This is a genomic window from Clostridioides sp. ES-S-0005-03, from assembly GCF_020658455.1.
GTDB lineage: Bacteria > Bacillota > Clostridia > Peptostreptococcales > Peptostreptococcaceae > Clostridioides.
Map to the genome: position 1 here is coordinate 421,336 of NZ_JACVWI010000003.1, position 26,428 is coordinate 447,763.

General features: G+C 27.5%; 21 protein-coding genes. 20 read left to right on the plus strand and 1 reads right to left on the minus strand.

The window, feature by feature from the left end:
- Positions 1-650: 650 nt before the first annotated feature.
- From IC218_RS14650 to speB, 15 genes are all read left to right on the plus strand, one after another.
- On the plus strand, positions 651-2,237 hold the full coding sequence (locus IC218_RS14650; RefSeq protein WP_227824762.1) for an NAD(P)H-hydrate dehydratase: 1,587 nt from the start codon (positions 651-653) through the stop codon (positions 2,235-2,237).
- 189 nt (positions 2,238-2,426) lie between these two features.
- Positions 2,427-2,873 (plus strand): NfeD family protein, encoded by a 447-nt coding sequence (locus tag IC218_RS14655; protein WP_227824763.1) that lies wholly within the window; start codon positions 2,427-2,429, stop codon positions 2,871-2,873.
- 20 nt (positions 2,874-2,893) lie between these two features.
- On the plus strand, positions 2,894-3,937 hold the full coding sequence (locus IC218_RS14660; RefSeq protein WP_227436770.1) for an SPFH domain-containing protein: 1,044 nt from the start codon (positions 2,894-2,896) through the stop codon (positions 3,935-3,937).
- Positions 3,938-4,696: 759 nt separating this feature from the next.
- Complete coding sequence (locus IC218_RS14665; protein ID WP_227436768.1) at positions 4,697-5,857, plus strand: glucose-1-phosphate adenylyltransferase; 1,161 nt, start codon at positions 4,697-4,699, stop codon at positions 5,855-5,857.
- Between the two features lies 1 nt (position 5,858).
- Positions 5,859-6,989, plus strand: coding sequence for a glucose-1-phosphate adenylyltransferase subunit GlgD (gene glgD, locus IC218_RS14670; protein ID WP_227436767.1), 1,131 nt, complete (start codon positions 5,859-5,861; stop codon positions 6,987-6,989).
- A gap of 28 nt (positions 6,990-7,017) precedes the next feature.
- The gene (gene glgA / locus IC218_RS14675; protein WP_227824764.1) at positions 7,018-8,460 is read left to right on the plus strand and encodes a glycogen synthase GlgA; all 1,443 of its coding nucleotides are present in this window, start codon (positions 7,018-7,020) and stop codon (positions 8,458-8,460) included.
- 13 nt (positions 8,461-8,473) lie between these two features.
- A complete protein-coding gene (locus IC218_RS14680) occupies positions 8,474-10,894 on the plus strand; it encodes a glycogen/starch/alpha-glucan phosphorylase (protein ID WP_227824765.1) in 2,421 nt (806 codons plus the stop codon).
- Positions 10,895-10,900: 6 nt separating this feature from the next.
- The gene (locus tag IC218_RS14685) at positions 10,901-12,766 is read left to right on the plus strand and encodes a glycoside hydrolase family 13 protein (RefSeq protein WP_227436761.1); all 1,866 of its coding nucleotides are present in this window, start codon (positions 10,901-10,903) and stop codon (positions 12,764-12,766) included.
- A gap of 233 nt (positions 12,767-12,999) precedes the next feature.
- The gene (locus IC218_RS14690; RefSeq protein ID WP_227436760.1) at positions 13,000-13,638 is read left to right on the plus strand and encodes a GntR family transcriptional regulator; all 639 of its coding nucleotides are present in this window, start codon (positions 13,000-13,002) and stop codon (positions 13,636-13,638) included.
- Between the two features lie 144 nt (positions 13,639-13,782).
- Entirely contained in the window at positions 13,783-14,622 is an 840-nt protein-coding gene (locus tag IC218_RS14695) for a MerR family transcriptional regulator (RefSeq protein WP_227436759.1), read from the plus strand.
- A 97-nt stretch (positions 14,623-14,719) separates the two neighbouring features.
- Complete coding sequence (locus IC218_RS14700) at positions 14,720-16,024, plus strand: MATE family efflux transporter (RefSeq protein WP_227436758.1); 1,305 nt, start codon at positions 14,720-14,722, stop codon at positions 16,022-16,024.
- A 528-nt stretch (positions 16,025-16,552) separates the two neighbouring features.
- A complete protein-coding gene (locus IC218_RS14705) occupies positions 16,553-18,028 on the plus strand; it encodes an aminotransferase class I/II-fold pyridoxal phosphate-dependent enzyme (RefSeq protein ID WP_227824766.1) in 1,476 nt (491 codons plus the stop codon).
- A gap of 60 nt (positions 18,029-18,088) precedes the next feature.
- Positions 18,089-18,502: an adenosylmethionine decarboxylase gene (gene speD / locus IC218_RS14710; protein WP_227436754.1), complete on the plus strand. Its 414-nt coding sequence runs from the start codon at positions 18,089-18,091 to the stop codon at positions 18,500-18,502.
- A 35-nt stretch (positions 18,503-18,537) separates the two neighbouring features.
- Complete coding sequence (gene speE, locus IC218_RS14715; RefSeq protein ID WP_227436752.1) at positions 18,538-19,389, plus strand: polyamine aminopropyltransferase; 852 nt, start codon at positions 18,538-18,540, stop codon at positions 19,387-19,389.
- Complete coding sequence (gene speB / locus IC218_RS14720) at positions 19,379-20,257, plus strand: agmatinase (RefSeq protein WP_227824767.1); 879 nt, start codon at positions 19,379-19,381, stop codon at positions 20,255-20,257. Before speE ends, speB begins: the two co-directional genes overlap by 11 nt.
- 173 nt (positions 20,258-20,430) lie before the next feature.
- Here speB and IC218_RS14725 read toward each other — a convergent pair whose 3' ends face one another.
- On the minus strand, positions 20,431-20,631 hold the full coding sequence (locus tag IC218_RS14725; RefSeq protein WP_227436749.1) for a cold-shock protein: 201 nt from the start codon (positions 20,629-20,631) through the stop codon (positions 20,431-20,433).
- A 466-nt stretch (positions 20,632-21,097) separates the two neighbouring features.
- Between IC218_RS14725 and IC218_RS14730 the strand changes: the two genes are divergently transcribed.
- The 5 genes from IC218_RS14730 (at position 21,098) to IC218_RS14750 (ending at position 26,318) form a co-directional block, all read left to right on the plus strand.
- Positions 21,098-22,588, plus strand: a complete 1,491-nt coding sequence (locus IC218_RS14730; RefSeq protein WP_227436747.1) for a 4Fe-4S dicluster domain-containing protein — start codon at positions 21,098-21,100, stop codon at positions 22,586-22,588.
- Between the two features lie 262 nt (positions 22,589-22,850).
- Positions 22,851-24,347, plus strand: a complete 1,497-nt coding sequence (locus IC218_RS14735) for a 4Fe-4S dicluster domain-containing protein (RefSeq protein WP_227436744.1) — start codon at positions 22,851-22,853, stop codon at positions 24,345-24,347.
- 170 nt (positions 24,348-24,517) lie between these two features.
- The gene (locus IC218_RS14740; protein WP_227824768.1) at positions 24,518-25,432 is read left to right on the plus strand and encodes a ComEC/Rec2 family competence protein; all 915 of its coding nucleotides are present in this window, start codon (positions 24,518-24,520) and stop codon (positions 25,430-25,432) included.
- 120 nt (positions 25,433-25,552) lie between these two features.
- Positions 25,553-25,744, plus strand: coding sequence for a hypothetical protein (locus tag IC218_RS14745; RefSeq protein ID WP_003418667.1), 192 nt, complete (start codon positions 25,553-25,555; stop codon positions 25,742-25,744).
- A 223-nt stretch (positions 25,745-25,967) separates the two neighbouring features.
- Entirely contained in the window at positions 25,968-26,318 is a 351-nt protein-coding gene (locus IC218_RS14750; protein ID WP_227436740.1) for a DUF6483 family protein, read from the plus strand.
- Positions 26,319-26,428: the final 110 nt, after the last annotated feature.

The following is a 26,428-nucleotide window of genomic DNA, read 5'->3' on the forward strand; positions in this document are numbered from 1 at the left end:
AAAACTTTAACAACAATCACTATAGCCAACATAGATACAATCCTTAAAAATGGTAATCCTAAGGGGTCTGTATCTATGTTATGACAATTTGTCTTAACTTAGCTACAAACCCTAACTAAATTGGCTACTAAAAAATCGTACTTGTTTGTTTAATAAAGTCTTCATATTTACCTCTCCTTTTAATTTAATAATTTTGAAAATTTTGTTTTATATTTTGTATAGTAATTAGTTTAATACAGTAAAAAATAAAAGTCAACAATAAATTTTGAAAAATTATTAAATTGTCAGAAAATTGAGTTCGAATAAAAAAAGTTTTATGTATAGGATTGGGTAGTTTTCTTAACTTTTAATTTATAAATAAAAATTAAAATTCATTTGGATTTTAGAAACAAATTGAGCAAAAGGTAAACTTTTTATAGAATTAATGAAAATAGATTTTGAAGTAATATAATGACCAAAATTATATGATATAATAAATTGAATGATTATTTCAATTCAGAATTTTTATTATTTTTTTAATTATTTTTAGGAATCTTATTTTTGATGTTTTTATTCAAGATGTTTACAAGATTAAAAAGACTTCAGTAGATATTTATATGTTTTTATTTAAATATTTTAGGAAGTATTTAATTTTATAGGAGTGATGATATGTGTTGATAGGTACAGCGAATTTAAGTAGAAGTGTTGATAATGCATGCGTAGAAGAATTGGGAATTCCAATGATTGTATTGATGGAAAATGCAGTAATATCTGCAATGAGAAACATGGATATAGATATATATAATGATTATACAATTGTATGTGGTGTTGGAAATAATGGTGGAGATGGTCTTGGAATAGCAAGACATTTAAAGCTAAAAGAAAAAAATGTAAATGTCTTTTTAATTGGTAATATCAAGAAACTAAGTGAATGTTCTAAAATCAATTATAATATACTTTTAAATATGGGGATTAATATTATAAATATTGATAAAAATGATTTAAGCGAGGAATATAATGACTATATAAATAAAAATAAAGTAGATGAAATTATTGAAACAGAAAAACAGAGTATAATTAAAAATAAAAATTTAACAATGTTTAAGGAAGCAGTATCTAAAAGTGATGTTGTAATAGATGCAATATTTGGAACAGGACTAAAGAGAGAAATAACTGGTATTTTTAAAGAAGTAATTGATATAGTAAATGATAACAGCAAAAATACATATTCTATAGATATACCATCTGGTATAGATAGTGACAAAGGAAGTATACTTGGAATTTGTATTAAAGCAAAAAAAACAATTAGTTTTGAGTTTTATAAAAGAGGTTTTTTAAATTATGATGTAAACTCACTTATTGGGGATGTAATTGTAGAAAAAATAGGTATTCCAGATTTTATTACAAGAAAATACCATAATGATGAATTCATAACTGATGAGAGTTTTGTAAAAAATAATATTAGAAGAAGAGATAAGAATGGATTTAAAAGTGATTTTGGAAAAGTATCTATAGTTGCAGGCTCAAAAGGATTTTATGGGGCTAGTTTCATAGCAACTGAATCTGCTGTTAAAAGTGGAAGTGGTCTTGTAACTTTGATTAGTAGTAAAGATGTACAAGAAAAAGTATCTATTAGACTCACTGAAGCAATGACTGTAAATTTTGAAGAAGAGAGAGTTGATAAACTATTGAGCTCTAGCAATGCAATTGGTTTTGGTCCAGGAATGGGAGATAATCACAAAACTTTTGAGAGATTACTTAGAGTAGTAGAAAACTCTAGTTGTCCAATAATATTGGATGCAGATGGATTAAATGTTATGAAGGATAGATGCTATAAGTTTTTAGAGTGGAAAAATAAGTTTGTAATTACTCCACATCTGGGAGAAATGGCCAGGTTGACAGGTGACTCAATTGGGTATATAAGAGAACATAGAGTAGATGTGGCAAAAGAATTTGCTCAAAAATACAATGTAGTTGTCCTTTTAAAAGGATATCAAACTATCATAACAGATGGTAAAGAAACATATATAAATCCTACAGGAAATAGTTGTATGGCAACTGGTGGAATGGGAGACTGTTTACTTGGTATGATTACTTCTTTTGTAGGTCAAGGTATGGATATACTTGAAGCTACAGTGAGTGGAGCATATGTACATGGTTATATAGGAGATAAGTTAGGAAAAAGTATGTATACAGTAAATGCAACAGATTTAATAAGTAACATTTCGTTAACAATGAACAAGTTTTTGATTATTTAATTACTAATATTTGATACTACTTTGTAACAACTTTAACAAAGTATGCTGATATAATACTATTAAATTAATCTCAAATTGACTTATTTTATTGGTTTTTGGTTGATTGTTTAAAATCATATTCAAATATATTGTATAAAGAATATGATTTATATAGTGTTTGATAATTCATATGAAAAGAGGGTAGATAGTATGAAGTTGATATGGTTAATAGTAGCAGTCTTATTTGGAATAGCAGAAATGTTGACTCCAAGCTTAACACTAATATGGTTTAGTGTGGGAGCAGTAATACTTATATTTTTAAGTACTTTTATAAAGAGTATATTTTTACAAGTTTTAATATTTGCTGTAATTTCTATAGCTATGTTAGTTGTAGCTACTAAGAAAATTGTAAAAAAAGATAAAACTTATAAATCTAATACCAATTTACAAGCAATGATATCTAAAAAAGGTGTTGTTACAGAGGAAATTTCTCCAAATCAAACTGGTTTAGTTGTAGTTGAACATGAAACATGGACTGCTATTTCTATAGATGATGAAAAGATTGATCAGGGTTCTACAGTAGAAGTATTAAAAATAGAAGGGGTAAAACTAGTTGTTAAAAAAGTAAATTCTGCAACTAGTGTGACGAATCAATAAAATAAAAGGAGGATATATTTATGGGCATGAAAGTTGTTTTAAGTATTGTATTAATAATAGTAGTAGTAGCAATAAGTTTAACTTGTATAAGAGTAATAAAACAATCTAAAGTAGGTATAATAATGCGACTTGGTAAGTTTCAAAAAGTGGCTGAAACAGGAGTACATTTCTTGATACCATTTTTAGATAAAATGGCATATGTGATTGACTTGAGAGAAATTGTAATAGATTTCCCACCTCAGCCAGTTATAACTAAAGATAATGTAACTATGCAGATTGATACAGTTGTATATTATAAAGTTACAGACCCAGTTAGATATGTATTTGAAATAGCAAATCCAATAGCTGCTATTGAAAATCTAACAGCTACAACTTTAAGAAATATAATTGGTGAACTTGATTTAGATGAAACACTAACATCAAGAGATATAATAAATGTAAAAATGAGAACAATCCTTGATGAAGCAACAGATAAATGGGGAATAAAAGTAAATAGAGTAGAGTTAAAGAACATAATGCCTCCTCATGATATTCAAGTTGCGATGGAAAAGCAAATGAGAGCGGAAAGAGAAAGAAGAGAAGCAATACTTCAAGCAGAAGGTAATAAGTCAGCTGCTATATTACAAGCAGAAGGAGAAAAACAATCTGCTATATTAACAGCAGAAGCAAGAAAAGAAGCTATGGTACGTGTAGCAGAAGGAGAAAAAGAGTCTGCTATATTGGTAGCAGAAGGTGAAGCTGAGGCTATAAGACAAACAGCTATTGCTAAAGCACAAGGTGAAGCTGAAATGATTAAAAGAACTCAAATGGCTACTGCAGAAGGTTTGAAATTAGTATTTTCAGCTATGAAAGAGTCTGACATTGACAATAATATCTTAGCATTAAAATCTATGGAAGCACTTGAAAAAATGGCTGAAGGTAAGTCAACAAAATTGGTTTTACCTTCAGAAGCAGTTAATTTCTTAGGAACATTCAAAGGAATAAAAGAAGTCATGAGTGATGATAAAAATGATATATTAGATGTAAAAGATGCATTTAGTGGAAATGATTCATTAAAAAAATAAAAGAGTTTTTTTATAGTAGGAAGGAAATGGAAATTAAATGTCGAATTAATTAAATATAGTATAGAATGCACATTGAAAAGAAGAAGACTTATAGTTTTTTAGGTCTTCTTCTTTGTTTTTATTTATAAAACGCGATTTTAAAAATAAATTAACAGAATTTTTATACAATTTACCCTTTACTAATGTAAAAAGTGTTATATAATATTAAATAAAACATATAGGAAAAGAAAGTAACTTTAATTTGGATATTTATATTGATAACATATATAGTTATAAAAATATCAAACATAATGAATATGTCTAACAATAGAACTAAAATTTTATAATTCAATGATTTAATCATAGATGAGCAAATAACAAAAAATAAAATTAGCTAGTAATTATTTAAAGATTTTTAGATAATCATGTCATATTATGTTCTATTATTATCAAATCAAAAAAGCATAAAAATTTAAGTACGTTTGTATGATATAAATTGATTTATAAAAAATATTTTTTATATCTATAAAATAAATGTTTATATTATTTTCTAACTAGGAATTGAATATTATAAGTACTATAGCACTTATGGAAAATAATGTATACTTCAATAAAGTAATTATGGGGTATACATTATAGAAATTGTATAGTTTATATTATTTTACTCTTATTACATTATCATTTGGGCAAAATTTATACACAACATTTATTGACTAAAAGTTTATAAAGGTAAAAATGCAATTATAAATATTAATTACTAGATGAGGGGAGTGTCATTAAATGAAAAAAGAGATGTTAGCTATGATTTTGGCAGGGGGGCAAGGTTCAAGACTTGGAGTTTTCACAAAGAGAATTGCAAAACCAGCTGTATCATTTGGAGGAAAGTACAGAATTATTGACTTTGTTTTAAGTAATTGTTCAAATTCTGGTATAGATACTGTAGGTGTTTTAACTCAATATAGACCACTGATATTAAATTCTCATATAGGTATGGGAAGTCATTGGGATTTAGACAGAATAAATGGTGGAGTATATGTATTACAACCATTTATGAATGAAAAAGAGGGAAATTGGTATAATGGTACAGCACATGCTATATATCAGAATATGGATTTTGTAGATACCTATAATCCAGAATATGTATTAATATTATCTGGTGACCATATATATAAGATGGATTATAGTAAAATGCTAAAATTTCATAAAGAAAAAGGCTCTAAGGCTACGATTGCAGTAATTGAAGTACCTTGGGATGAAGCTTCTAGATTTGGCATAATGAATACAAATGAAGATTCAAGTATTTATGAATTTGAAGAAAAGCCAGGTGAACCTAAAAGTAATTTGGCATCTATGGGAGTATACATATTTGATTGGAAAATGTTGAGAAGTTATTTTAAAGAAGCAGAAAAAAATTCAGATATAAATTATGATGATTTTGGAAAGAATTTAATACCTAAAATGTTAGAGGATAATGTTGGAATGTATGCATATCCATTTAAAGGGTATTGGAGAGACGTAGGAACTATACAAAGTTTATGGGATGCAAATATGGATATAATTAAATCTCCAGAAACACTGGATTTATCAGACCCTAAATGGAAGATATATACAAATACAATGGCAATGCCTCCTCAATATATAGGCAAAAGTGCAAATGTTCATAGATCAATGATAGCTGATGGTTGTAGAATTTTAGGAGAAGTAGGAAACTCTGTATTATCACATGGAGTTGTTGTTGGAAAAGGAAGTAAAGTAATTGATTCAGTAATCATGCCAAATGTTGTAATAGGAGAAAATGTAACTATAGAAAAAGCTATGATAGGTGAATGTGCAACTATAAATGACAATGTTCAGATAAAAAATGTAAATAATGAGATAAATGTAGTTTCTGAATATGAAAATATAGAGCCTAGATGCGTATTAATAGAAGGAGGTCTTTAAGATGAGAAATGAATGTTTAGGTATAATAAATTTAAACAAAAAAGGAGACCCTGCAATAAATAAACTTAATTATGGAAGACCGATAGCTTCTACACCAATAGCTGGAAGATATAGAATAATAGATTTTGCTCTATCTAATATGATAAATTCAGGAATCACAAAAGTTGGAATATTCGCAAAAGAAAAGTATAGATCATTGACAGACCATATAGGTAGTGGAAAAGATTGGGATTTAAGTAGAAAAAAGGGCGGTTTATCAATTTTTAGCCCAGAAAATACTAAGTATAGAAATACTTACTCACATAGAGAAGGAGATATATACACAATACTAGCTAATCTTGATTATATAGAGAAAAGTGAAGAAGAATACATTTTAATAGCTCCAAGTTATATGTTATGTAACCTAGATTACTCTCAGGCTTTGGAGTACCATAAAAAATCTCATAATGATATAACTATAATATATAAAAATGTAAACAATGCAAATAAAGATTTTGCTGGTAATCTAACCTTAAACTTAGATAGTAATAACAGAGTAATAAATGTAGGAAATAATTTAGGAAAATTCCCTAGAGCAAATATATGTATGGAAACATATATTATGAAACGTGAAGATTTTGTAGAATGTATATATAATATTGTAAATAAAGGGAATTATTGTTATTTAGAAGAGTTCATTGTTGAAGAAGCAGAAAATATGAAAATAGGAGCTTATGAGTATACAGGATATTTGAAATGTGTAAATTCTGTTGAATCATATTTTCAAATGAGCAAAGATTTATTAGAAATAGAAGTGGCTGATGAATTACTGTATTCTGAAAGAAAAATATTTACTAAAGAAAAGAATGAGTCACCTACAATTTACACAGATAGTGCAAAGGTAGAAAATAGTTTTATAGCATCAGGTTGCTTAATAGAAGGTACTGTAAAAGATAGCATTATATTTAGAAAAGTTAATGTTGAAAAAGGAACAGTTATAGAAAACTCAATAGTAATGCAAAATTGTGTAATAAAGTCAAATGCAAAACTATATAATGCAATACTAGATAAAAATACAAGTGTATCAAAAGGAAAAGAGTTAAAAGGAGATGAAAAATATCCTATTGTAGTAGAAAAAAATACGAATATATAAAAATATTTTTTAGAAGGGGGAATAGCTAGTGAAGGTTTTTTATGTAACAGCAGAGTGTTGGCCCTTTGCTAAAACTGGAGGATTAGGAGATGTATCTTATGCATTGCCTAAAGAATTAAAAAAAGAAGGTGTAGATGTAAGGGTAATAATGCCTAAATATTCAACTATACCAAGTTATTTAAAAGATCAATTAAAAGAAATAGCCGTTTTTAGTGTACGCGTTGGATGGAGAAATCAATATTGTGGTCTTTTAGAAATGGAACTAGATGGTGTTAAATTTTATTTTATAGACAATGAATTTTATTTTAGAAGAGAAGATGAGAGAAAGAGTATTTATGGGTATGGAGATGATGCAGAAAGATATACATTCTTTACAGATGCTGTCTTAGAAGCTATAAGTAGAATTGACTTTTATCCAGATGTAATACATATAAATGATTGGCACACAGGTATGTTACCATTAATTTTAAAAGAGAGATATGCAACCCTTGAGGGGTATAAAAATATAAAAACTATGTATACTATACATAATCTACAATATCAAGGTGTATTTGATAAGTATGTCTTAAATGATATATTAGATTTACCTGAAAAATATTTTGATAATGGAGATATAGAGTATTATGGTTCAATAAATTTTATGAAAGCTGGAATAAATTTTGCAGATAAAGTTATAACTGTTAGTCCTACTTATGCAAATGAGATACAAACATCTTTTTATGGAGAACAATTAGATGGTTTACTTAGAAAGGAATCAGGCAAATTAAAAGGGATATTAAATGGCATAGATTATGACCTGAATAACCCTGAGAAAGATAAGGATATATTTGTCAATTACAATGTAAATTCTATTGAGAAAAAATTGGAAAATAAATTAAGATTACAAGATATATTAGGATTAAAAAAGGATTCATCTATTCCATTAATAGGGATAGTTTCAAGACTAGTTTCTCAAAAAGGATTTGATTTAATAGCCTATATGATGCCTGAGCTTATGAGGGAAGATTTACAAATTGTCATTTTAGGAACTGGGGAACATCAATATCAATCAATGTTTAATTATTATGATTCTAATTTTTCAGATAAAGTATCTGCTAGAATTACATTCAATGCATCGTTGGCTCAACAAATTTATGCTGCAAGTGATATATTCTTGATGCCATCACTATTTGAACCTTGTGGTATAGGTCAAATGCTAGCTATGAGATATGGTTCTTTACCAGTAGTTAGAGAAACTGGAGGACTTAAAGATACTGTAATACCTTACAATCAATTTACTGGAGAAGGTAATGGATTTAGTTTTAAAAATTACAATGCTCATGAGATGTTTTTCTGTTTGCAAAATGCAATTAAAGTTTTTAAAGATAAAGAAAAATGGATTAAAGTAGTTGAGAATGCAATGAATACTGATAATAGTTGGAAAAAATCAGCTAAGGAGTATATAGAAACATATAGAGACATATGTGATTAAAGGAGTGGTTTTTTTGGTAACAATAAGCAAAAAGAAATTCAAGCAAAAATTTGAAGTGAAAATGTATAGCTTATATGCACAGTCTATCAAGGAAGCTACTGATGAACAATTGTTAAATGTATTATGTAGTCTACTGAAAGATGAAATAGCAAAAAAATGGGTTGCTACGAAATTAGATAAGAAAAAAGAGGTTTATTATTTTAGTCTAGAGTTTTTAATAGGAAGACAATTAAAATCTAATTTACTAAATTTAAATATTGAAGAAGAAGTTAGAGAAGGATTACTAGAATTAGGAATTAACTTAGATGATTTAATCAAAGCTGAGGTAGACCCAGCTATAGGGAATGGTGGCCTTGGAAGATTAGCAGCATGTTTTTTAGATTCTATGGCATCTTTGAACATAAGTGGTCAAGGATATGGAATTAGATATAAATACGGTTTATTTGAACAAAAATTTGTAAATGGTTATCAGGTCGAAGTACCTGATAACTGGCTTACAGAAGGACGTTATGCATGGGAAACTGTAAGACCAAATGAAGCGACGATGGTAAAGTTTGGTGGAGAAGTAGAGTTGATTAAGGAGGGAAGCCATTTAAAAGTAGTCCATAAAAACTATCTTCCTGTAATGGCAATGCCTTATGATATACCAATAATCGGATACCAAAATCAGTGTATCAATACTTTAAGATTATTTAAAAGTGAGATACCAAAAAGAGACTTTGGAGAACTTACTTCAAATGCTCTAAATTATTCAGGAAGTTATGAAGAGGCCCTAAAACACAAGTACTATACTGAAGAAATTTCACAGGTGTTGTATCCTGATGATTCAAATTATGCAGGAAAATTATTGAGACTGAAGCAAGAGTATTTCTTTGTAAGTGCAGGTGTACAAGATATAATAAGGAAGTATAAAAAGAATAAACTAAACATCAGTAATTTATTTGATAAGGTGGCAATTCATATAAATGATACACATCCTACCTTGTGTATACCAGAACTTATGAGAATTTTACTTGATGAAGAAGGCTTATCTTGGGATGAAGCATGGCAGATAACTAAAAAAACAGTATCTTATACTAATCATACTATAATGTCAGAAGCAATGGAAAAGTGGCCTGTAAGTATGATAAAAGAGTTATTACCAAGAATTTATATGATAATAGAAGAAATAAACAGAAGGTATGTAGAAGAATTAAATAATAAAGGATATGACCAAGACAAAATAAGAAGAATGAGTATAATAGACTGGGACAACATAAATATGGCAAATTTATGTATTGTAACAAGTCACAGTGTAAATGGAGTTGCTAAGCTTCATACTCAAATTCTTGAAACAGAAGTTTTAAAAGATTTTTATCAAGACGAACCAAATAAATTTAACAATAAAACTAATGGAATTGCACATAGACGATGGCTTATAAGTTCAAATCCGCAACTTAGCAATTTAATAACAGATTTAATTGGTGATTCATGGAAAACAGATACTTTACAGCTAAAGAATATTGAAAAATTTAAAAATGATTCTTCTGTTTTAAAAAGACTTGATGATATAAAATACAATAATAAAGTAAATTTAGCAAATTTTATAAATGATAAATACGATTTAAATATCGACCCTAATTCTATATTTGATGTTCAGGTTAAGAGGTTGCATGCTTATAAAAGGCAGCTATTGAATATTTTTAATGTACTTCATATGTATCATGAATTACTTGACAATCCTAATTTAAATATTGACCCAAGAACTTTTATATTTGGAGCAAAAGCTGCACCAGGATATTATTTAGCCAAGTGCATAATTAAATTTATAAATTCAGTTGCAAGTACTATAAATAATGATGTTAGAGTAAAGGACAAGTTAAAAGTCGTATTTATAGAGAATTATGGTGTATCATTAGCAGAGATAATAATACCAGCAGCAAATGTGAGTGAGCAAATTTCAACGACAACAAAAGAAGCATCAGGAACAAGTAATATGAAGTTTATGATGAATGGTGCTATAACTTTAGCAACATTAGATGGTGCAAATGTAGAAATATGTGAACAAGTAGGAAAAGAAAATATGTTTTTATTTGGACTTAGTGCAGAGCAAGTACTTAATTATAATAAGTTTGGTGGATATTCTTCACTTGACTTGTATCATTCTAACATGGATATAAAAAGAGTAGTAGATGACTTAATAAATGGATTTATTCCTAACCTAGGTGAAGAAGGTAGAAGTATTTATAATTCACTTACCACTTACAATGATGAATACTTTGTATTGAGGGATTTTGAAAATTATGGGCAAGCTCAAGCAAATATAAACAAACTATATCGTGATAAAGAAAAATGGAATACAATGTCTTTGGTTAATATAGCTAATTCAGGATTTTTTTCTTCTGATAGAACAATTTCTGAATATGCAAAAGACATTTGGTTTAAAAGGGTGTGATTATAAATGCAAAACATAATAGAATATAACTCTTGGGATAAAAATTTTAAGGCTCCGTTTGGAGCTTTAAAATTTGATGAAGAATTGATGATTAATGTCAAAGTAAATGAAGGATATAATGTTGAGTCTATTTCCCTAGAAATAAACAAAGAAGATGAATCAAAAACAATAATTTTAAATGAAGAATTAAACAATAATACACTTAGAAAGTATTTTTATTGTAAGGTTGGAAAATTTGATACAACTGGTGTTTATTTTTATTATTTTAAAGTGATTGCTGAAATAAATGGTGAGAAAAAGACTGTATTCTATGGAAAGAATAGAGAAAATGGATACACTTGTGAATATAATTATAATGATATCAATAAATATCAAATTACTGTTTATAGAGACTTTAAAGTGCCAAACTGGTACAAAGAAGGAGTACTTTACCATATATTTGTAGATAGATTTAACAATGGAAATCGTAATGGGAAGGTTGATAATCCTAAAAAAAACAGCTTTATATATGGCAATTGGGACGATATACCTATGTACATAAAGGACAATAGAGGGGATATTATAAGATGGGATTTTCATGGTGGAAATTTAAGGGGAATAATTAATAAACTTGGGTATCTAAAAAAATTAGGAGTGAGTATATTATATCTGAGTCCTATATTTGAAGCTTCTAGTAATCACAAGTATGACACAGGAAATTATAAAAAGATTGACCCTATGTTTGGAGATGAAGATACATTTAAAGAATTAATTGATAAAGCAAAAGAAAAAGATATATCAATAGTACTTGATGGTGTTTTTAGTCACACTGGAGCAGATAGTAAGTATTTTAATATGTATGGAAATTATGATAGTTTAGGTGCATATCAATCAAAAGAATCACCATATTATTCATGGTATGTGTTTGAAGAATTTCCTCATAAATATAAAAGTTGGTGGGATATAAAGACCTTGCCAAATACAAATGAATTAGAAAAAAGCTATATGGATTATATAATATATGACAAGGATAGTGTCATAAACAAATGGATGAATATGGGGATTAAAGGATGGCGATTGGATGTTGCAGATGAACTGCCAACTGAGTTTATAAGAGAGCTGAGAAAGCAACTAAAAGAAGCTGATAATGACTCTATACTTATAGGGGAAGTATGGGAAGATGCCTCAAATAAGATTAGTTATGGTCAAAGGAGAAGCTATTTATTAGGTGAAGAATTAGATTCTGTTATGGGATATCCATTTAGAAATAATATGTTTTCATTTTTAAAAGGAGAAATTAATTCATATGAACTTAGCAATAAATATATGCAAATTAAAGAAAATTATCCAGAAGAATCATTTAAGTCTAATTTAAATTTAATTGGAACACATGATGTCACAAGAGCTAAAACTGAATTAAATAATGATATAGATTTGATGAAACTTGCTGTAGCTACGCAGATGACATTTGAAGGAGTACCATATATATACTATGGAGATGAGGCAGGTCTTTGTGGAGATGTAGACCCAGACAATAGAAGAACATATCCATGGAAAAATGAAGATGAAGATATGTTAAATTTTTATAAAAATATTATAAAAATCAGAAATAAAAATAAAATTTTAAGTTCTGGAGAAACAGAATTTATATATACTAAAAATGACAATGTGTTTGCATTTATAAGATTTAATGAATATAATGATAGGATACTGATTTTAATAAATAGAAGTAACAATCCTGAAAATATATCATTAAATATAGAAGGTAACTTTATAGAGGAAATACCTATAAAGTATAATCTTAAAAATATAAATAAAAATATACAGATAGAAAACAATGAATTAAAAATCCATATGGATTCTAAATCATTTATTATTTTTAGTGTATTTTAAGTATAATAATTTAAGTTAAAAATAAAAATGTAGCAAAAATTTTGATTTATCAAAGGTTTTGCTACATTTTTGTTTTAAATTATCATAAAAATTTTAGTATTTCAAAATATACAAAGAAGTGTAAAAAATATAGAAGTTATGATATTATATAGATAAGTAAGATAAAACAAAACCTCTCTACTGAAGTTGTAGGGAGATTTAACTTTTATAATCTTAATATGGAGGAGTGTCTTATGAAAGTAGATCCACTTACAACTCAAGTCTATGACTATATATCAAAAAAAATCCAAAATGGAGAGTATGAAGCTAATCAGAGAATTACTGAATCTGAAATTTGTAACTCTATTGGAGTTAGTAGAACACCAGCAAGGGAAGCACTAACGAGGTTGGCAGGTGAAAATTTACTAGAAAAGATACCTAATAAGGGATTTGTGGTAAAAGAGTTTCAGGAAAAGGAAAAACTAGACACATACTCTGTAATTGGTATGTTAGATGCGTTAGCAGGCTCTTCATCTTTAGAAAATTTAACTGAATCAGATTTAATAAAAATGGACGAGTTAACAGAAATGATGGCTATCTCTATAAAGTATAAAAATTACAATAACTACTTAAAACTAAGCAATGAATTTCACGATATATACATAGCAAAATCAGATAATCAGGTGTTAATAAATATGTTGAACTCTCTTAGATATAATTTTATGTCAAAGTCATATACTAGCGACAATGAAGAAGAATTGTATAAAATGCTAACTTACAGCAATAATCAACATATTGAGGCAGTGAAGTTTATGAGAGCAAAGGATTCAGAAAATGTTGAAGCAATTTTAAGAAAACATTGGAAAACGATACCTATAGCAGAGATGGAATAAGAGAAGCTTTTAAAAGCTTCTCTTATTTTTTTATAATTCTATCATTATTTTATTATTTTTAATATATAAATATCAATATAAAATTAATTAAAAATACAATTAATTTTTATATTGATATTTATAGGTTAATGTAGTACTATTTTAATGCAAAATATAAAGGGAGGGGATAATATAAAAACATATTTTTCAATAGGAGAAGTGTCTAGACTTTTTGATTTATCAATAAAAACTCTAAGATACTACGATAAAGTAGGTATATTAAAACCAGCATATGTAAATCAAGAAAATAAATATAGGTATTATTCAAGAGAACAATTTATGAGTATAGATGTAATTAAGTACTGTAAGATTATGGGGATGGCTCTTGAAGATATAAAAAAATTAATTGATTCAGACAGTTCAATTGATTCTATGATGAATACAATTGATAGACAAAATAAAATGATAGAAAATAAAATAAAAGAACTATCAGATGTGAAAAATTATCTAAATGATATAGAATTTAAAGTAAATGAACTGTTAAAATATGATTTAAATAATGTATTTATAAAATACAATAAAGAAAGAAAAGTAAATGTATATAAATGTAATTCAAAGGATGAAGTGGAACTTGAGATGTATCTGAGACATATTATTTTACACATTCAAGATAAGTATAATGATGTATATCCTATAATCTCAGGTAGTATTTCATATGAGAAAGTAATCAAAGAAGGTAAAGCATTATTATATGATGATATAGTAGATTTTAAAGAAAGAGAAGAATATGAGAATGAGCATATTTTACCAGCAGGTGAATATTTAACAATTATATATGATGATAATTGGAATAATGCCTATGATTATTATCAAAAAATAATAGATTATGCAAAGAATAATAATATAGAACTTGTTGGAAATTTTAATGAAATATGGATGCTTTCCAGAGTAGATTCAGATACAAAAGAAAAGACATTGGTTCAATTAGAAATAAGAAAAAAATAGTATACAAAAAAACTTGACTCTACCCTCAGAGGATAGATTAGTATTTTATATAGTGAAATAATATTTATTATAATAATCTATGGGAGGGAGATTTTTAATGGCAAAAAAATTTTTAGAGTATGCTATACCATCAGCTCTTGCTATGTTTGTATCATCATTTAATACAATATTAGATGGAATATTTTTGGGAAAAGGACTAGGCGATTCAGCACTTACAGCTGTTAGTATAGTAATGCCTCTTGTAATGGTATTTTTAGGATTATCTAGTTTAATGGCAGTTGGAGGAGGAGTACTAGTTTCCAAAAAATTTGGTTCTAGAGATGATGAAAGGGCTGTAAATATATTTAGACAAGTGATAAAAATCTTAATAATAGGTAGTTTATCTCTTACAATAATTTGTATACTTTTTTCAGAGCATATAGTTAGAATTATGGGAGCAACAGAAAATTTAGTAGGATTATCTTCTGAATATTTAACATTTTATGCTATTTTCTGTTTACCAAATTTGCTAGGTCTTGTTTTTTGTAGTTTTTTAAGAAATGATGGAAGACCAAAACTTGCTATGATAGCTACTGTGTCAGGAACAATATTTCATATAACTTTAAATTATCTATTTATATTTAAGCTTGGATTTGGTGTAAAAAGTGCAGCAATTGCAAGTGGCTTAGGTCAACTATCTACACTTATAATAATGTTACCTCATTTTATGTTTAAAAAAGGTAAGTTATCTTTTGGTTCAGCAAAGATAGAAAAGGATGTTTTAAAAGAATTATTTAATATAGGATTTCCCTCATTCTTTGCAGAGAGTGCTTTTTCAATAATTATACTTGCACATAATATAGTTTTGACAAGAGTTGTTGGAGATGTAGGTCTTTCTGCTTATGCTGTAGTAAACTATGTAACTACTAATATTTATAATCTCTTAATGGGTATAACTTTAGGTGTTCAACCACTTATAAGCTATAATTTTGGTTCTAAAGAAAGTAAAAAAATGTTAGGCTATTATAATATGGCAACAAAAATGAGTTTCTTTGTATCTATAATGTTTACAGTAATATGTTTTTTATTTGGAAAAGAAATTATAAAAATATTTACAAGTGATAGAGAAATTATTTTAATGGCCTATGTTGCACTTAATATGGCTAATTTAGCCTATCTTATGATTGGGAAGAATTTGACAACTATGATGTATTATCAGGCGATAGAAATGCCAGTACATTCTAATATTATAGGTGTTTTACGTTCAATCCTACTGTTGCCAATTATACTACTTGTTTTTTCTAAGTTATTTGGAGTAAATGGAATATGGGTAAGTATGGCTGTTTCAGAACTTTTAACAGTTATAATTATGAGTAAAGTAGCAAATATAAAGGAATGTACAAAAAATGCTATAAGTCTATAATGTTATGATACTATAAATCTAGAGTAGTGAATTTATTTACTACTCTATTTTTGTTTGTACAAATAGAATTTATTCTATAGTATTAGATTAAATTTTAATAATTTTTATAAAAAATTTAAATCTACAAATATGAAAATTATTTAGTTACACTAAACTATGGATTTTAATATATAAAATAAAAATAGTATAAAAGTTTAGTAATAGAATACATACTAATTAAAAATATTAAACTTAAAGCGTTAGTAAAACTTGAAAAAAATAAAAATAAGAAATTGACTAAAAATAAGAAAGTTTACAAATACTAATTTTAAAAAAAATTAATATAAACAATAAAAAATATAAAAGTTTATAAATATTGATAACACTAAGGTATAGGTTTTTGATATGAAATAAAAAAATACTTGTAAAAATACTCGTTTGTTAATATAATAAATATCATGAGTTTAATAAAAGTAAAAATAAAAAATAGAAATAATAAATAAAAACAATGAAAATATTAGAATATAGAGAGGGGATGAATTTAAAGTCATGGACAGTGAGTTCGCAAATGCAGTTGAATTGAGCTATGAATGTGCTCCATTATTGGAATCATTAAAAGAATATTCAAAAAGAGATATAGCTTGTTTTGATGTACCTGGACATGTGAAAAATAGAGGTGTAGATATATTAAATAAATATCTAGGTGAAAATCTCATGAAAATGGATATAAACTCATCACCCACTATGGATAATGTATCTAATCCAACTGGAGTCATAAAAAATGCACAAGATTTATTAGCACAGGCTTATATGGCTGATGAAGCATTCTTTATAACTAATGGTACTACACAAGCAATACATGCAATGATTTTAAGTGTAATAAATCCAGGAGAAAAAGTATTGCTACCAAGAAATATTCATAAGTCAGTAATAAATGCTTTAATACTTTGTGGAGGAATACCAATATTTATACAACCAGAATTTGATGAGCAATTAGGTATAAGTTTAAATATTACTATTGATAAAGTTAAAGAGGAAATAGAAAAAAACTGCGATATAAAAGCTTTATTTTTACTTAATCCAACTTATTATGGTGCTTGTGCAGACCTTGAGAGCATCATAGAATTATGTCATAAAAATAATCTTTTAGTATTAGTAGATGAAGCTCATGGTGCTCATTTTCCATTTCATTTAGATTTACCTCCTTCTGCAATAAGTTTAGGAGCAGATATGGTGGCTGTAAGTATACATAAAACTGGAGGAGCATTGACACAATCTTCAGCACTTTTATTGAATAGAGAAAATATAAGAGTTGAAAAAGTACTTCAGTCAATCAACATGTTACAGTCTACATCTGCATCTTATTTACTTATGGCAAGTATAGATGGAGCAAGAGTTAACCTAGTTGAAAATGGAGAAGAACAATTATCAAAAGCATTAAATTTATCTAGATATGCAAAAGCTAGATTAAATAAAATAGATGGAATAGATGTTTTGTCTACCGAAATATTAAAAAGAAAAGGTGTTAAATTTATAGATGAAACTAAATTATGTATAAATGTAAAAGGGTTAAATTTAACTGGTTTTGAAGTGTATGATTTGTTGTATAAAAAGTTTTCAATTCAAGTAGAACTAGGCGATTTGTACAATATCTTGGCACTTGTGTCTATTGGAACCAACAAATCAGATATTGACAGATTGGTTAAGGCTCTTTCTATAATTGAAAAAAATTATAGAAAAGAAACCAAGTTAAATGAGTTTAATATGATTCAAATAAATCCAACTATTGAGCTTAATCCGCGAGAAGCTTTTTATGCATCTAAAGAAAGCATAGATATTAAGTCATGCATAGGTAGAATTTGTGGAGAATCAATAATGGCATACCCACCAGGCATACCAATTGTTACTCCAGGAGAATTAATAACAAAAGAAATTATGGAGTATATTGTTTTTTTAAAAAAGAGTAATGCATATTTGACTGATATGCAAGATAAAAACTTAGATACAATACTCGTTATAAAATAAATTGTGTTATTGGATAAATACAATAGTACATATAAATATGTAAAAGGAGTTGGGATTGAAATGAAATTTGAAACACTAGGAAGACATATACTAGTAGAATACTATAACTGTGATGAGAGTATACTTAAAGACCCACATCTTATAGAAAATTTTATGAATGATTCAGCATTAAACGCAAAGGCTACAATTGTTGATTCTGTATTTCACCATTTTAATCCTTGGGGGGTTTCAGGTGCTGTAATAATTGCTGAATCTCATTTGACAATACATACTTGGCCTGAATATGGTTATGCAGCGGCGGATTTTTTCACTTGTGGTGATATAGACCCATGGAAAAGTTTTGAATTATTGGAACAGCTTCTAAAATCAGAAAGAAGTGAGTCCACAGAAATTCCAAGAGGATTGACAACAAAAATAAAAAAATATTCAAAAAAAGATTTAGGTAAAATCACTCATAAACCTGAAGCAGTATAAACGTAAAATAGATAAATGAAAGTGAGGATTATTATATGGAACTTTGGTATACAGAGGAATGGACAAAAAATGTAAGATTTTCTATAAAAGTAGATAGACATTTGTTTGAAGGAAAATCTGAATTTCAAAGAATAGATGTGTTTGATAGTGAGGAATTTGGTAAGTTTCTGACAATAGATGGTTTAATGATGGTGACATATAAAGATGAGTTTATATATCATGACATGATAACTCATGTTCCTATGGCTACAAATCTAAATATTAAAAAAGTCTTAGTTATAGGTGGTGGAGATGGTGGTACAGTAAGAGAGTTAAGTCGTTATCCTAAAATAGAAAAAATTGATATGGTTGAAATAGATAAAATGGTTGTGGATGTGTCTAAAGAGTATATAGATATATGTTCATGTAAATTAGATGATGAAAGAGTAAATTTATATTTTGAAGATGGAGTTAAATTTGTTAAGGAAGCTTATGACAAATCTTATGACCTGATAATAGTAGATTCAACTGACCCAATAGGACCAGGAGAAGGACTTTTTTCAAATGATTTTTATAGAGATTGTTATAGAATACTAACTGATGATGGAATTTTGGTAAATCAAAGTGAAAGTCCTTATTTCGAGTTTAATGCTAAGGAAATGAAAAGAGCCAACGATAAGTTAAAAGGGATATTTCCAATAGCTAAAGTTTATCAAGCACATATACCAACATATCCATCTGGACATTGGTTATTTGGCTTTGCTTCAAAAAAACTAGACCCAATAAAGAATCAAGATAGAGATGGCTGGGAAAAATTAAATTTAAAAACGAAGTATTATAATAGTGATATCCATTTAGGTTCATTTATGTTACCTCAATATGTAAAGGAGATGCTAAATGAAGAGTAATTTCTATCATATAAATACATTTATGGGTATGGATAAAAGTTATGAAGAATCAAATCTGATAGTGTTTGGAGTAGGGTTTGATGGAACTACTTCAAATAGACCTGGAGCTAGATTTGCAAGTAGCTCAATGAGAAAAGAATTTTATGGTCTTGAGACATATAGTCCTTTTTTAGACTTGGATTTAGAAGATTATAATATATGTGATTGTGGAGATTTGGAAATTAGTGTTGGAGATACAGAACAAGTTTTGAAAGAAATATATGATGAAACTGCTAGTATAGTTGAAGATTTAAAGATTCCATTTATGATTGGTGGAGAACATCTAGTTACTTTACCAGCCTTTAAAGCAGTTTATGAGAAGTATAATGATGTGTATGTAATTCATTTTGATGCTCACACAGATTTAAGAGAAGAATATAATAACAGTAAAAATTCTCATGCAACAGTAATTAAAAGAGTATGGGATATTGTTGGAGATGATAAAATATTTCAATTTGGAATAAGGTCTGGAACAAGAGAAGAATTTAAGTTTGCAATAGAACAAAAACATACCTATATGGAAGTCGGTGGAATAAATACATTTGAAAAGATAATTAATAAATTGAATGGGAAAAATGTTTATTTAACTATAGATTTAGATGTGTTGGATGCATCTGTATTTCCAGGAACAGGCACGCCAGAACCTGGTGGTATAAATTATAGAGAATTTCAAGATGTTTTTAAGATTATAAAAAAATCTAATATAAATATAGTTGGTTGTGATATTGTAGAGCTTAGCCCTGATTATGATACGACAGGAGTATCAACAGTTATAGCATGTAAAGTATTGAGAGAATTATGTTTAATAATATCAAGTAAATTTAGGTAGAGAAGTCTGTATGAATAATATACTATAAAATAAAGAAGTTACTTTAAATAAGTTGTTTTAAGCTTAGCACTTTTTTAAGGTAACTTCTTTATTTTTTAAACAATAAATTTAAACAATAAAAAAGAGCCTTATGTAGCTCCTTTTTCTAAAATATATATATTTAAATTAAATAATTATATTCTATTTACGTTTTCAGCTTGAGGTCCTCTATTACCTTGAGTTATATCAAAGCTAACCTTTTCGCCTTCTTCTAAAGTTTTGTATCCATCAGTTTGTATAGCTGAGAAATGTACAAAAACATCGTCTTCTCCTTCTACTGATATGAATCCAAATCCTTTTTCACTATTAAACCATTTTACTATTCCGTTTTTCATTATAAAAAAACCTCCGCTTTATTAAAAAATACAAACTAAATAAATTAAGTCTGTTCTATTAATATAGCATAAATTTTAAAAAAAAGCAATTGAAATTTTAAAAAAAGTTAACCAATTTTATAATTTAAAAAAATTTATTAAAAAATATATTAATAATGAAAGAAAATAAAATAGAAATCTGAGAGAGTCTGGTAAATTTAATATCAAAAAATGTAATATATAAATTGAAAAATAAAAAATAAAATTTAAAAAAATAATAAAAAATATTATAAAATAGGTTAAAAATAAAATTTAAAAATAGTGAAATTTCAGAAATATCACTATTATTATATAATAAAATAAAAAAACAATATATGAATTCGATAAAATAAAAATTAAATATATAATATTTTACATATATATTAATAAAAGGAAATATTATGCTATAATAATACCGTATAAAATTATTTACGGGGGTGGTATTAACATGTTTCAATTTGAAACACAAATACACAAATTAAGACATGATGTTTTAACTGCAATAGCTAGGCTTGGAAAAGAAGATAACCTTACAAGAGAAGCAATGGATAATATTCAATATGAAATAATAAAAGGCGAGAAACCTACATACAGATGTTGTGTTTATAAAGAAAGAGCTATAATATCTGAAAGAGTAAATGTAAGTATGGGACTATTGCCAGGTCAAGATAAAATAGATTTAGATACAATGGATGTAGGAGAAGATGAACAAATAATATATATTTTAGAAGCAGCATGTGATAGTTGCCCAATAAATGAATTTACAGTAACTGATATCTGTAGAGGTTGTTTAGCACATAGATGTAAAGAAGCTTGTAAATTTGGGGCTATTACACATGTTGGAGGAATGGCTTATATAAATCATGAATTATGTAAGGCTTGTGGAATGTGTAAAAAAGCTTGTCAGTATGATGCCATCTCAGAGGTTGTAAGACCATGTAAGAGCGTATGTCCAACTAATGCTTTAGGGTTTGATAGAGAAAATATGAAAGCTATGATACATGAAGATAAATGTTTAAACTGTGGTGCTTGTATGTCAGCATGCCCATTTGGAGCGATATCTGATAAGAGTTTGATAGCTCCAGTAGCTAGAAAATTAGTACAAAAAGAAAAAATGTACGCAGTAGTAGCTCCAGCTATAACAGGTCAAGTTGAAGCAAATGTTACATATGGTCAAATAAAAAATGCTATAAAATCATTAGGTTTTGTCGATGTACTAGAGGCAGCTTGTGGAGCAGATGCAGTTACAGTTCATGAAAGTTTAGAGTTTGCTGAAAGAATGGAAAAAGGAGACACTTTTATGACAAACTCTTGTTGCCCAGGATTTGTTGGTTACATAGAAAAGACATTCCCAGACCTTGTAGGAAAAATATCTTCTACTGTATCTCCTATGATAGCTAGTGGAAGATTTATAAAAAATTATGAACCTGATGCAAAAGTAGTATTTATAGGTCCTTGTACAGCTAAAAAGAATGAAGCAGCTAAAAAGGAATTAAAAGGAGCTGTTGACTATGTACTAACTTTTGAAGAAATAATGGCACTATTTGAAGCCTTTGATATAGACTTAGCTAAGTGTTCAAATGAAGATATAGATGATGCATCAATATTTGGAAGAGGCTTTGGTGCTGCTGGTGGACTTACAAAAGCTATAGAAAATTATCTTGCTGAAAAAGGTATTGGAGTTAATTTCGAACCTGTAAAAATTTCTGGTTCAAGAGAGATTAAGAAGACAATGACTATGGCTAATTTAGGGAAATTAGAAGGAAACTTTATAGAAGGTATGATGTGCGAAGGTGGATGTATTAATGGTTCTGGTAAGTTCTTACTAGGCACAAAAGCTAAAGCTACATTTGATAGAAAAAATTCTCAATCAACTAAGAAAAGTGTTTTAGCAAATACAAAAATAAAAGATTTTAGTGATATAAATCTAGAAAAATAAATCTATAGATAATCATAAAAAATATAGATGGAGAATAGAGTTGTTCTAAGTTGTAATTTAACATTAGGATAACTCTATTTTTATTTAGATTTATATCAAGATGTTTAAGTACTTAAAATAAAAATTAGATATATAATATTTTGTATATAACTTAACAAAAACCATGCCTGTGTTATAATAATTTATGGAAATAAATAAAAAATACAATATACATAATAGTATAAATATAGGTGAAATAGGTGACTTATAGGAAGGAGTACTTATGTTTGAGTTCGAAACACAGCTAAAAAGATTAAAACATGAAGTTTTAACAGTTGTAGCAAAGTTATCAATTGAAGAAAATTTAACAAAAGAAAATATAGAAAAAATTCCATATGAAATAATTAAAGGAGAGAAAGCAAGATATAGATGTTGCGTTTATAAAGAGAGAGAGGTAGTTCTTGAACGCGCACAGCTTGCACTGAGTTTGACACCAAATGCTAAATATGAAAATATAAATCCAGATTCAGTAAATTTAGGTTCTAATGAGCAAATTATGTATATAGTAGAAGCTGCATGTGATAGATGTCCAATAAATGAATTTACAGTAACAGAACTTTGTAGAGGGTGTTTGGCACATAGATGTAAAGAAGCTTGTAAGTTTGGAGCAATTTCTTATATAAATGGAAGAGCTTATATAAACCATGATTTATGCAAAGCTTGTGGAATGTGTAAAAGTTCATGTCAATATGATGCTATCTCAGAAGTTGTAAGACCATGTAAAAGTGTATGCCCAACTGGGGCGTTAGATTTTAACAGGGATACTATGAAGGCTATGATACATGAAGATAATTGTATAAATTGTGGTGCATGCATGTCAGCCTGTCCATTTGGAGCAATATGTGACAAGAGTTTGATAGCACCAGTTGCAAAAAAACTTGCAAGAAAAGAAAATATGTATGCTATAGTAGCTCCAGCAATAACAGGTCAAATTGATAGTAATATTACATATGGACAATTAAAAAATGCTGTAAAATCACTAGGATTTATAGATATGATAGAAGCTTCTTGTGGAGCAGATGCAGTTACAGTTCATGAAAGTAATGAATTTATTGAAAGAATAAAATCTGGAGATAAGTATATGACCAATTCATGTTGTCCTGGCTTCTTTAAGTATATAGAGAAGATGTTCCCAGATGAAGTTGATAAAATATCTTCTACAGTATCACCTATGGTAGCTACAGGAAGATTCGTAAAAAAATTTGATTCTGATGCTAAGGTAGTATTTATAGGTCCATGTACTGCAAAAAAGAGTGAGGCAACTGAGGAATGTTTAAAAGATGCAGTAGATTATGTACTTACTTTTGAAGAATTAATGGCATTATTTGAAGCTTTTAATGTAGATTTGTCAAAATGCTCAAATGATGATATAAATGATGGTTCAATTTTTGGAAGAGGATTTGGAGCATCTGGTGGGCTCACAAAATCAATACAAAATTATATTGCTGAAAAAGGTATCAGTTTTGATTTTGAGCCTATAAAAGTTTCTGGACCAAGACAAATTAAGAAAACAATGACAATGGCTAAATTAGGTAGATTAGAAGGTAATTTTATAGAAGGAATGATGTGCGAAGAAGGCTGTATTAATGGAGCTGGTAAGTTCTTATCAGGTGCAAAAGCTAAAAATACTTTTGATAGAAAAAATGGACAGTCAACTAAGAAGAGTGTTTTATCTAATGATAAAATAAAAGAGTTTGAAGATTTAAATTTAGAAAGATAGTATTAATTAATATTTTAAAAAATACTTAGTTACAATTATAAAACTAAACTATTTGTTATATTTAATGCCACAAATATGCCTAGAATTTGCCCTTTTTCTAGGTGTATTTTATTATGTCAGCATTGCTATACTATAAATATGTAATAAATAAAATTTATAGGAGCTTTTGGATGAAGAAAATAATATTAAAAGACATCATGTTTTTAATTACAACAGTATCTTTGATTGCAGTTCTATTGATTGTAGTAAATGTAACTGCTAATGGTAAGACAGAGTCAACAAGTAAATCTTATTTAGATAGTGAGAAAAATAGTATGAGTCAAAATAATATTCAAAATGATATAGGAAATACTGCATTTAAAACTACTATACTAAATACTGGAAAGTCAGATTGCATATTAATTGAGATAGGCAAAAAAGCCATAATGATTGATACAGGAGAAGATAAAGATGGTGAACAAATAGTTAATAAGTTAAAAGAAAAAGGAATAAATACACTTGATTATCTAATTTTAACTCATTTAGATAAAGACCATATAGGTGGAGTTGATAGTGTGTTGTCCAGTGTTAAAGTGAATAATTTAATACAAGCAAATTATAAAAAAGACAGTAAACAATATGATGAATATGTTAACTCACTTAAAAAAACTGGTATAGAGCCCATAATATTGAAAGAAAAAATGAATATTGTAGTTAATAATGCAAATATAAGCATACAACCAGCTTTAAAAAGTGAGTATGAGAGTTCAAACGATTACTCAATAATCACTAGTATAAATTATGGCACACACAATTTTTTATTTGCAGGAGATGCAGAAGAAGAACGTCTAGCTGAATTTATAAGTGAAAATACTTTAAAATACGATTTTGTGAAAATTCCTCATCATGGAAGGTATGATAAATTAAGTGAAGCATTTTTAAAATCTATTTCACCAAAATATGCTGCTATTACTTGCTCACAAAAAAAAGAACCTGATAAAGAAGTATTAGAAATATTAAAAAAATTAGATATAAAAACTTTTCTTACTTATAATGGAGAGATAGTTATAGATAGTGATGGAAATAAATTAAGTGTAAGTCAATAGTGTTTTCTGAAAAATTGTATAAAAAAATTTAAAAAAATCATTAGCAAATATAAGACCTTAAACATAGTATATTTTAGGAGCTGAAACTCCACATACAAAATAACTAGGAGGTAACATATTATGTTGGATAGATTTTTTGGTGAAGGCGGATTTGGCGGATGTGCTTGGTGGATAATAATATTATTTTTCTTATTCTTAGCATTCCAAGACTGTTGGGCTGAGATGGACTTATGTGCATGGATACCTTTCTTAATATTATTATTAATACTTTGCGAATGTGGTGACGTTTTTGATGGAGGATGTGGATGCTAAAAAAATCAATTTAAATGATTTAAAAAAGCTTATGGTGGGTATAAACAAAATACCAAACCAATCACAATCTAGTGTTTGAAGGTAGTCGGAGATCCCCCGCTACCTTCTTTTTTTTATTATTTAAAATTTATTTATTCATCATTTTATTTACATACAATAATTTTTTCTATAAAGTTTGGTATAATTAAAAAGAAAATAAATTTTATTTATAGGAGATGTAAATATGGCTATAGTGGATAAGATTTTCAATGAGATAAAATTGATGGTTGCAAGATTCTTATTGGGGAAAAAATACAGTGAATATGAAGAGAAAGATTTAGTATATAATACTGAAGAAGAAGTTATATTAATAACTTTGAAAAGATTAGTTTTCCAGGGAAATGTGAATGAAGCAGAAGAAATTTTATTTGATAAAGCTAAAACTGTAAATAGTGAAAATATGCAGTATATAGCAATAGAATTTTATACTATGCTTATGGAAAAAACTGATGAAGAATTAGAGGCTATGAATTTTTCTAAACAAGAAGTTTATCAAGGTATAGAAGATATTAGGAAAGTTTTAAATTTAGAATAAAGCATGTATAAAGATATTAAAATAAATTAATGTTAAGATGAGAATATTATATTTTATATATTTAAATATAATATTCTTATTTTATTAATAATATAAGTATATCTTATTTA

Coding starts and splice junctions, on each gene's coding strand:
- IC218_RS14695 (WP_227436759.1), top strand. CDS start 13,783: ATGCAAAATATAAAGGGAGGGGATAATATAAAAACATATTTTTCAATA.
- glgD (WP_227436767.1), top strand. CDS start 5,859: ATGAGAAATGAATGTTTAGGTATAATAAATTTAAACAAAAAAGGAGAC.
- IC218_RS14730 (WP_227436747.1), top strand. CDS start 21,098: ATGTTTCAATTTGAAACACAAATACACAAATTAAGACATGATGTTTTA.
- IC218_RS14655 (WP_227824763.1), top strand. CDS start 2,427: ATGAAGTTGATATGGTTAATAGTAGCAGTCTTATTTGGAATAGCAGAA.
- IC218_RS14750 (WP_227436740.1), top strand. CDS start 25,968: ATGGCTATAGTGGATAAGATTTTCAATGAGATAAAATTGATGGTTGCA.
- IC218_RS14700 (WP_227436758.1), top strand. CDS start 14,720: ATGGCAAAAAAATTTTTAGAGTATGCTATACCATCAGCTCTTGCTATG.
- IC218_RS14660 (WP_227436770.1), top strand. CDS start 2,894: ATGGGCATGAAAGTTGTTTTAAGTATTGTATTAATAATAGTAGTAGTA.
- IC218_RS14690 (WP_227436760.1), top strand. CDS start 13,000: ATGAAAGTAGATCCACTTACAACTCAAGTCTATGACTATATATCAAAA.
- IC218_RS14665 (WP_227436768.1), top strand. CDS start 4,697: ATGAAAAAAGAGATGTTAGCTATGATTTTGGCAGGGGGGCAAGGTTCA.
- IC218_RS14745 (WP_003418667.1), top strand. CDS start 25,553: ATGTTGGATAGATTTTTTGGTGAAGGCGGATTTGGCGGATGTGCTTGG.
- IC218_RS14705 (WP_227824766.1), top strand. CDS start 16,553: ATGGACAGTGAGTTCGCAAATGCAGTTGAATTGAGCTATGAATGTGCT.
- speB (WP_227824767.1), top strand. CDS start 19,379: ATGAAGAGTAATTTCTATCATATAAATACATTTATGGGTATGGATAAA.
- speD (WP_227436754.1), top strand. CDS start 18,089: ATGAAATTTGAAACACTAGGAAGACATATACTAGTAGAATACTATAAC.
- IC218_RS14740 (WP_227824768.1), top strand. CDS start 24,518: ATGAAGAAAATAATATTAAAAGACATCATGTTTTTAATTACAACAGTA.
- IC218_RS14685 (WP_227436761.1), top strand. CDS start 10,901: ATGCAAAACATAATAGAATATAACTCTTGGGATAAAAATTTTAAGGCT.
- speE (WP_227436752.1), top strand. CDS start 18,538: ATGGAACTTTGGTATACAGAGGAATGGACAAAAAATGTAAGATTTTCT.
- IC218_RS14735 (WP_227436744.1), top strand. CDS start 22,851: ATGTTTGAGTTCGAAACACAGCTAAAAAGATTAAAACATGAAGTTTTA.
- IC218_RS14725 (WP_227436749.1), bottom strand. CDS start 20,631: ATGAAAAACGGAATAGTAAAATGGTTTAATAGTGAAAAAGGATTTGGA.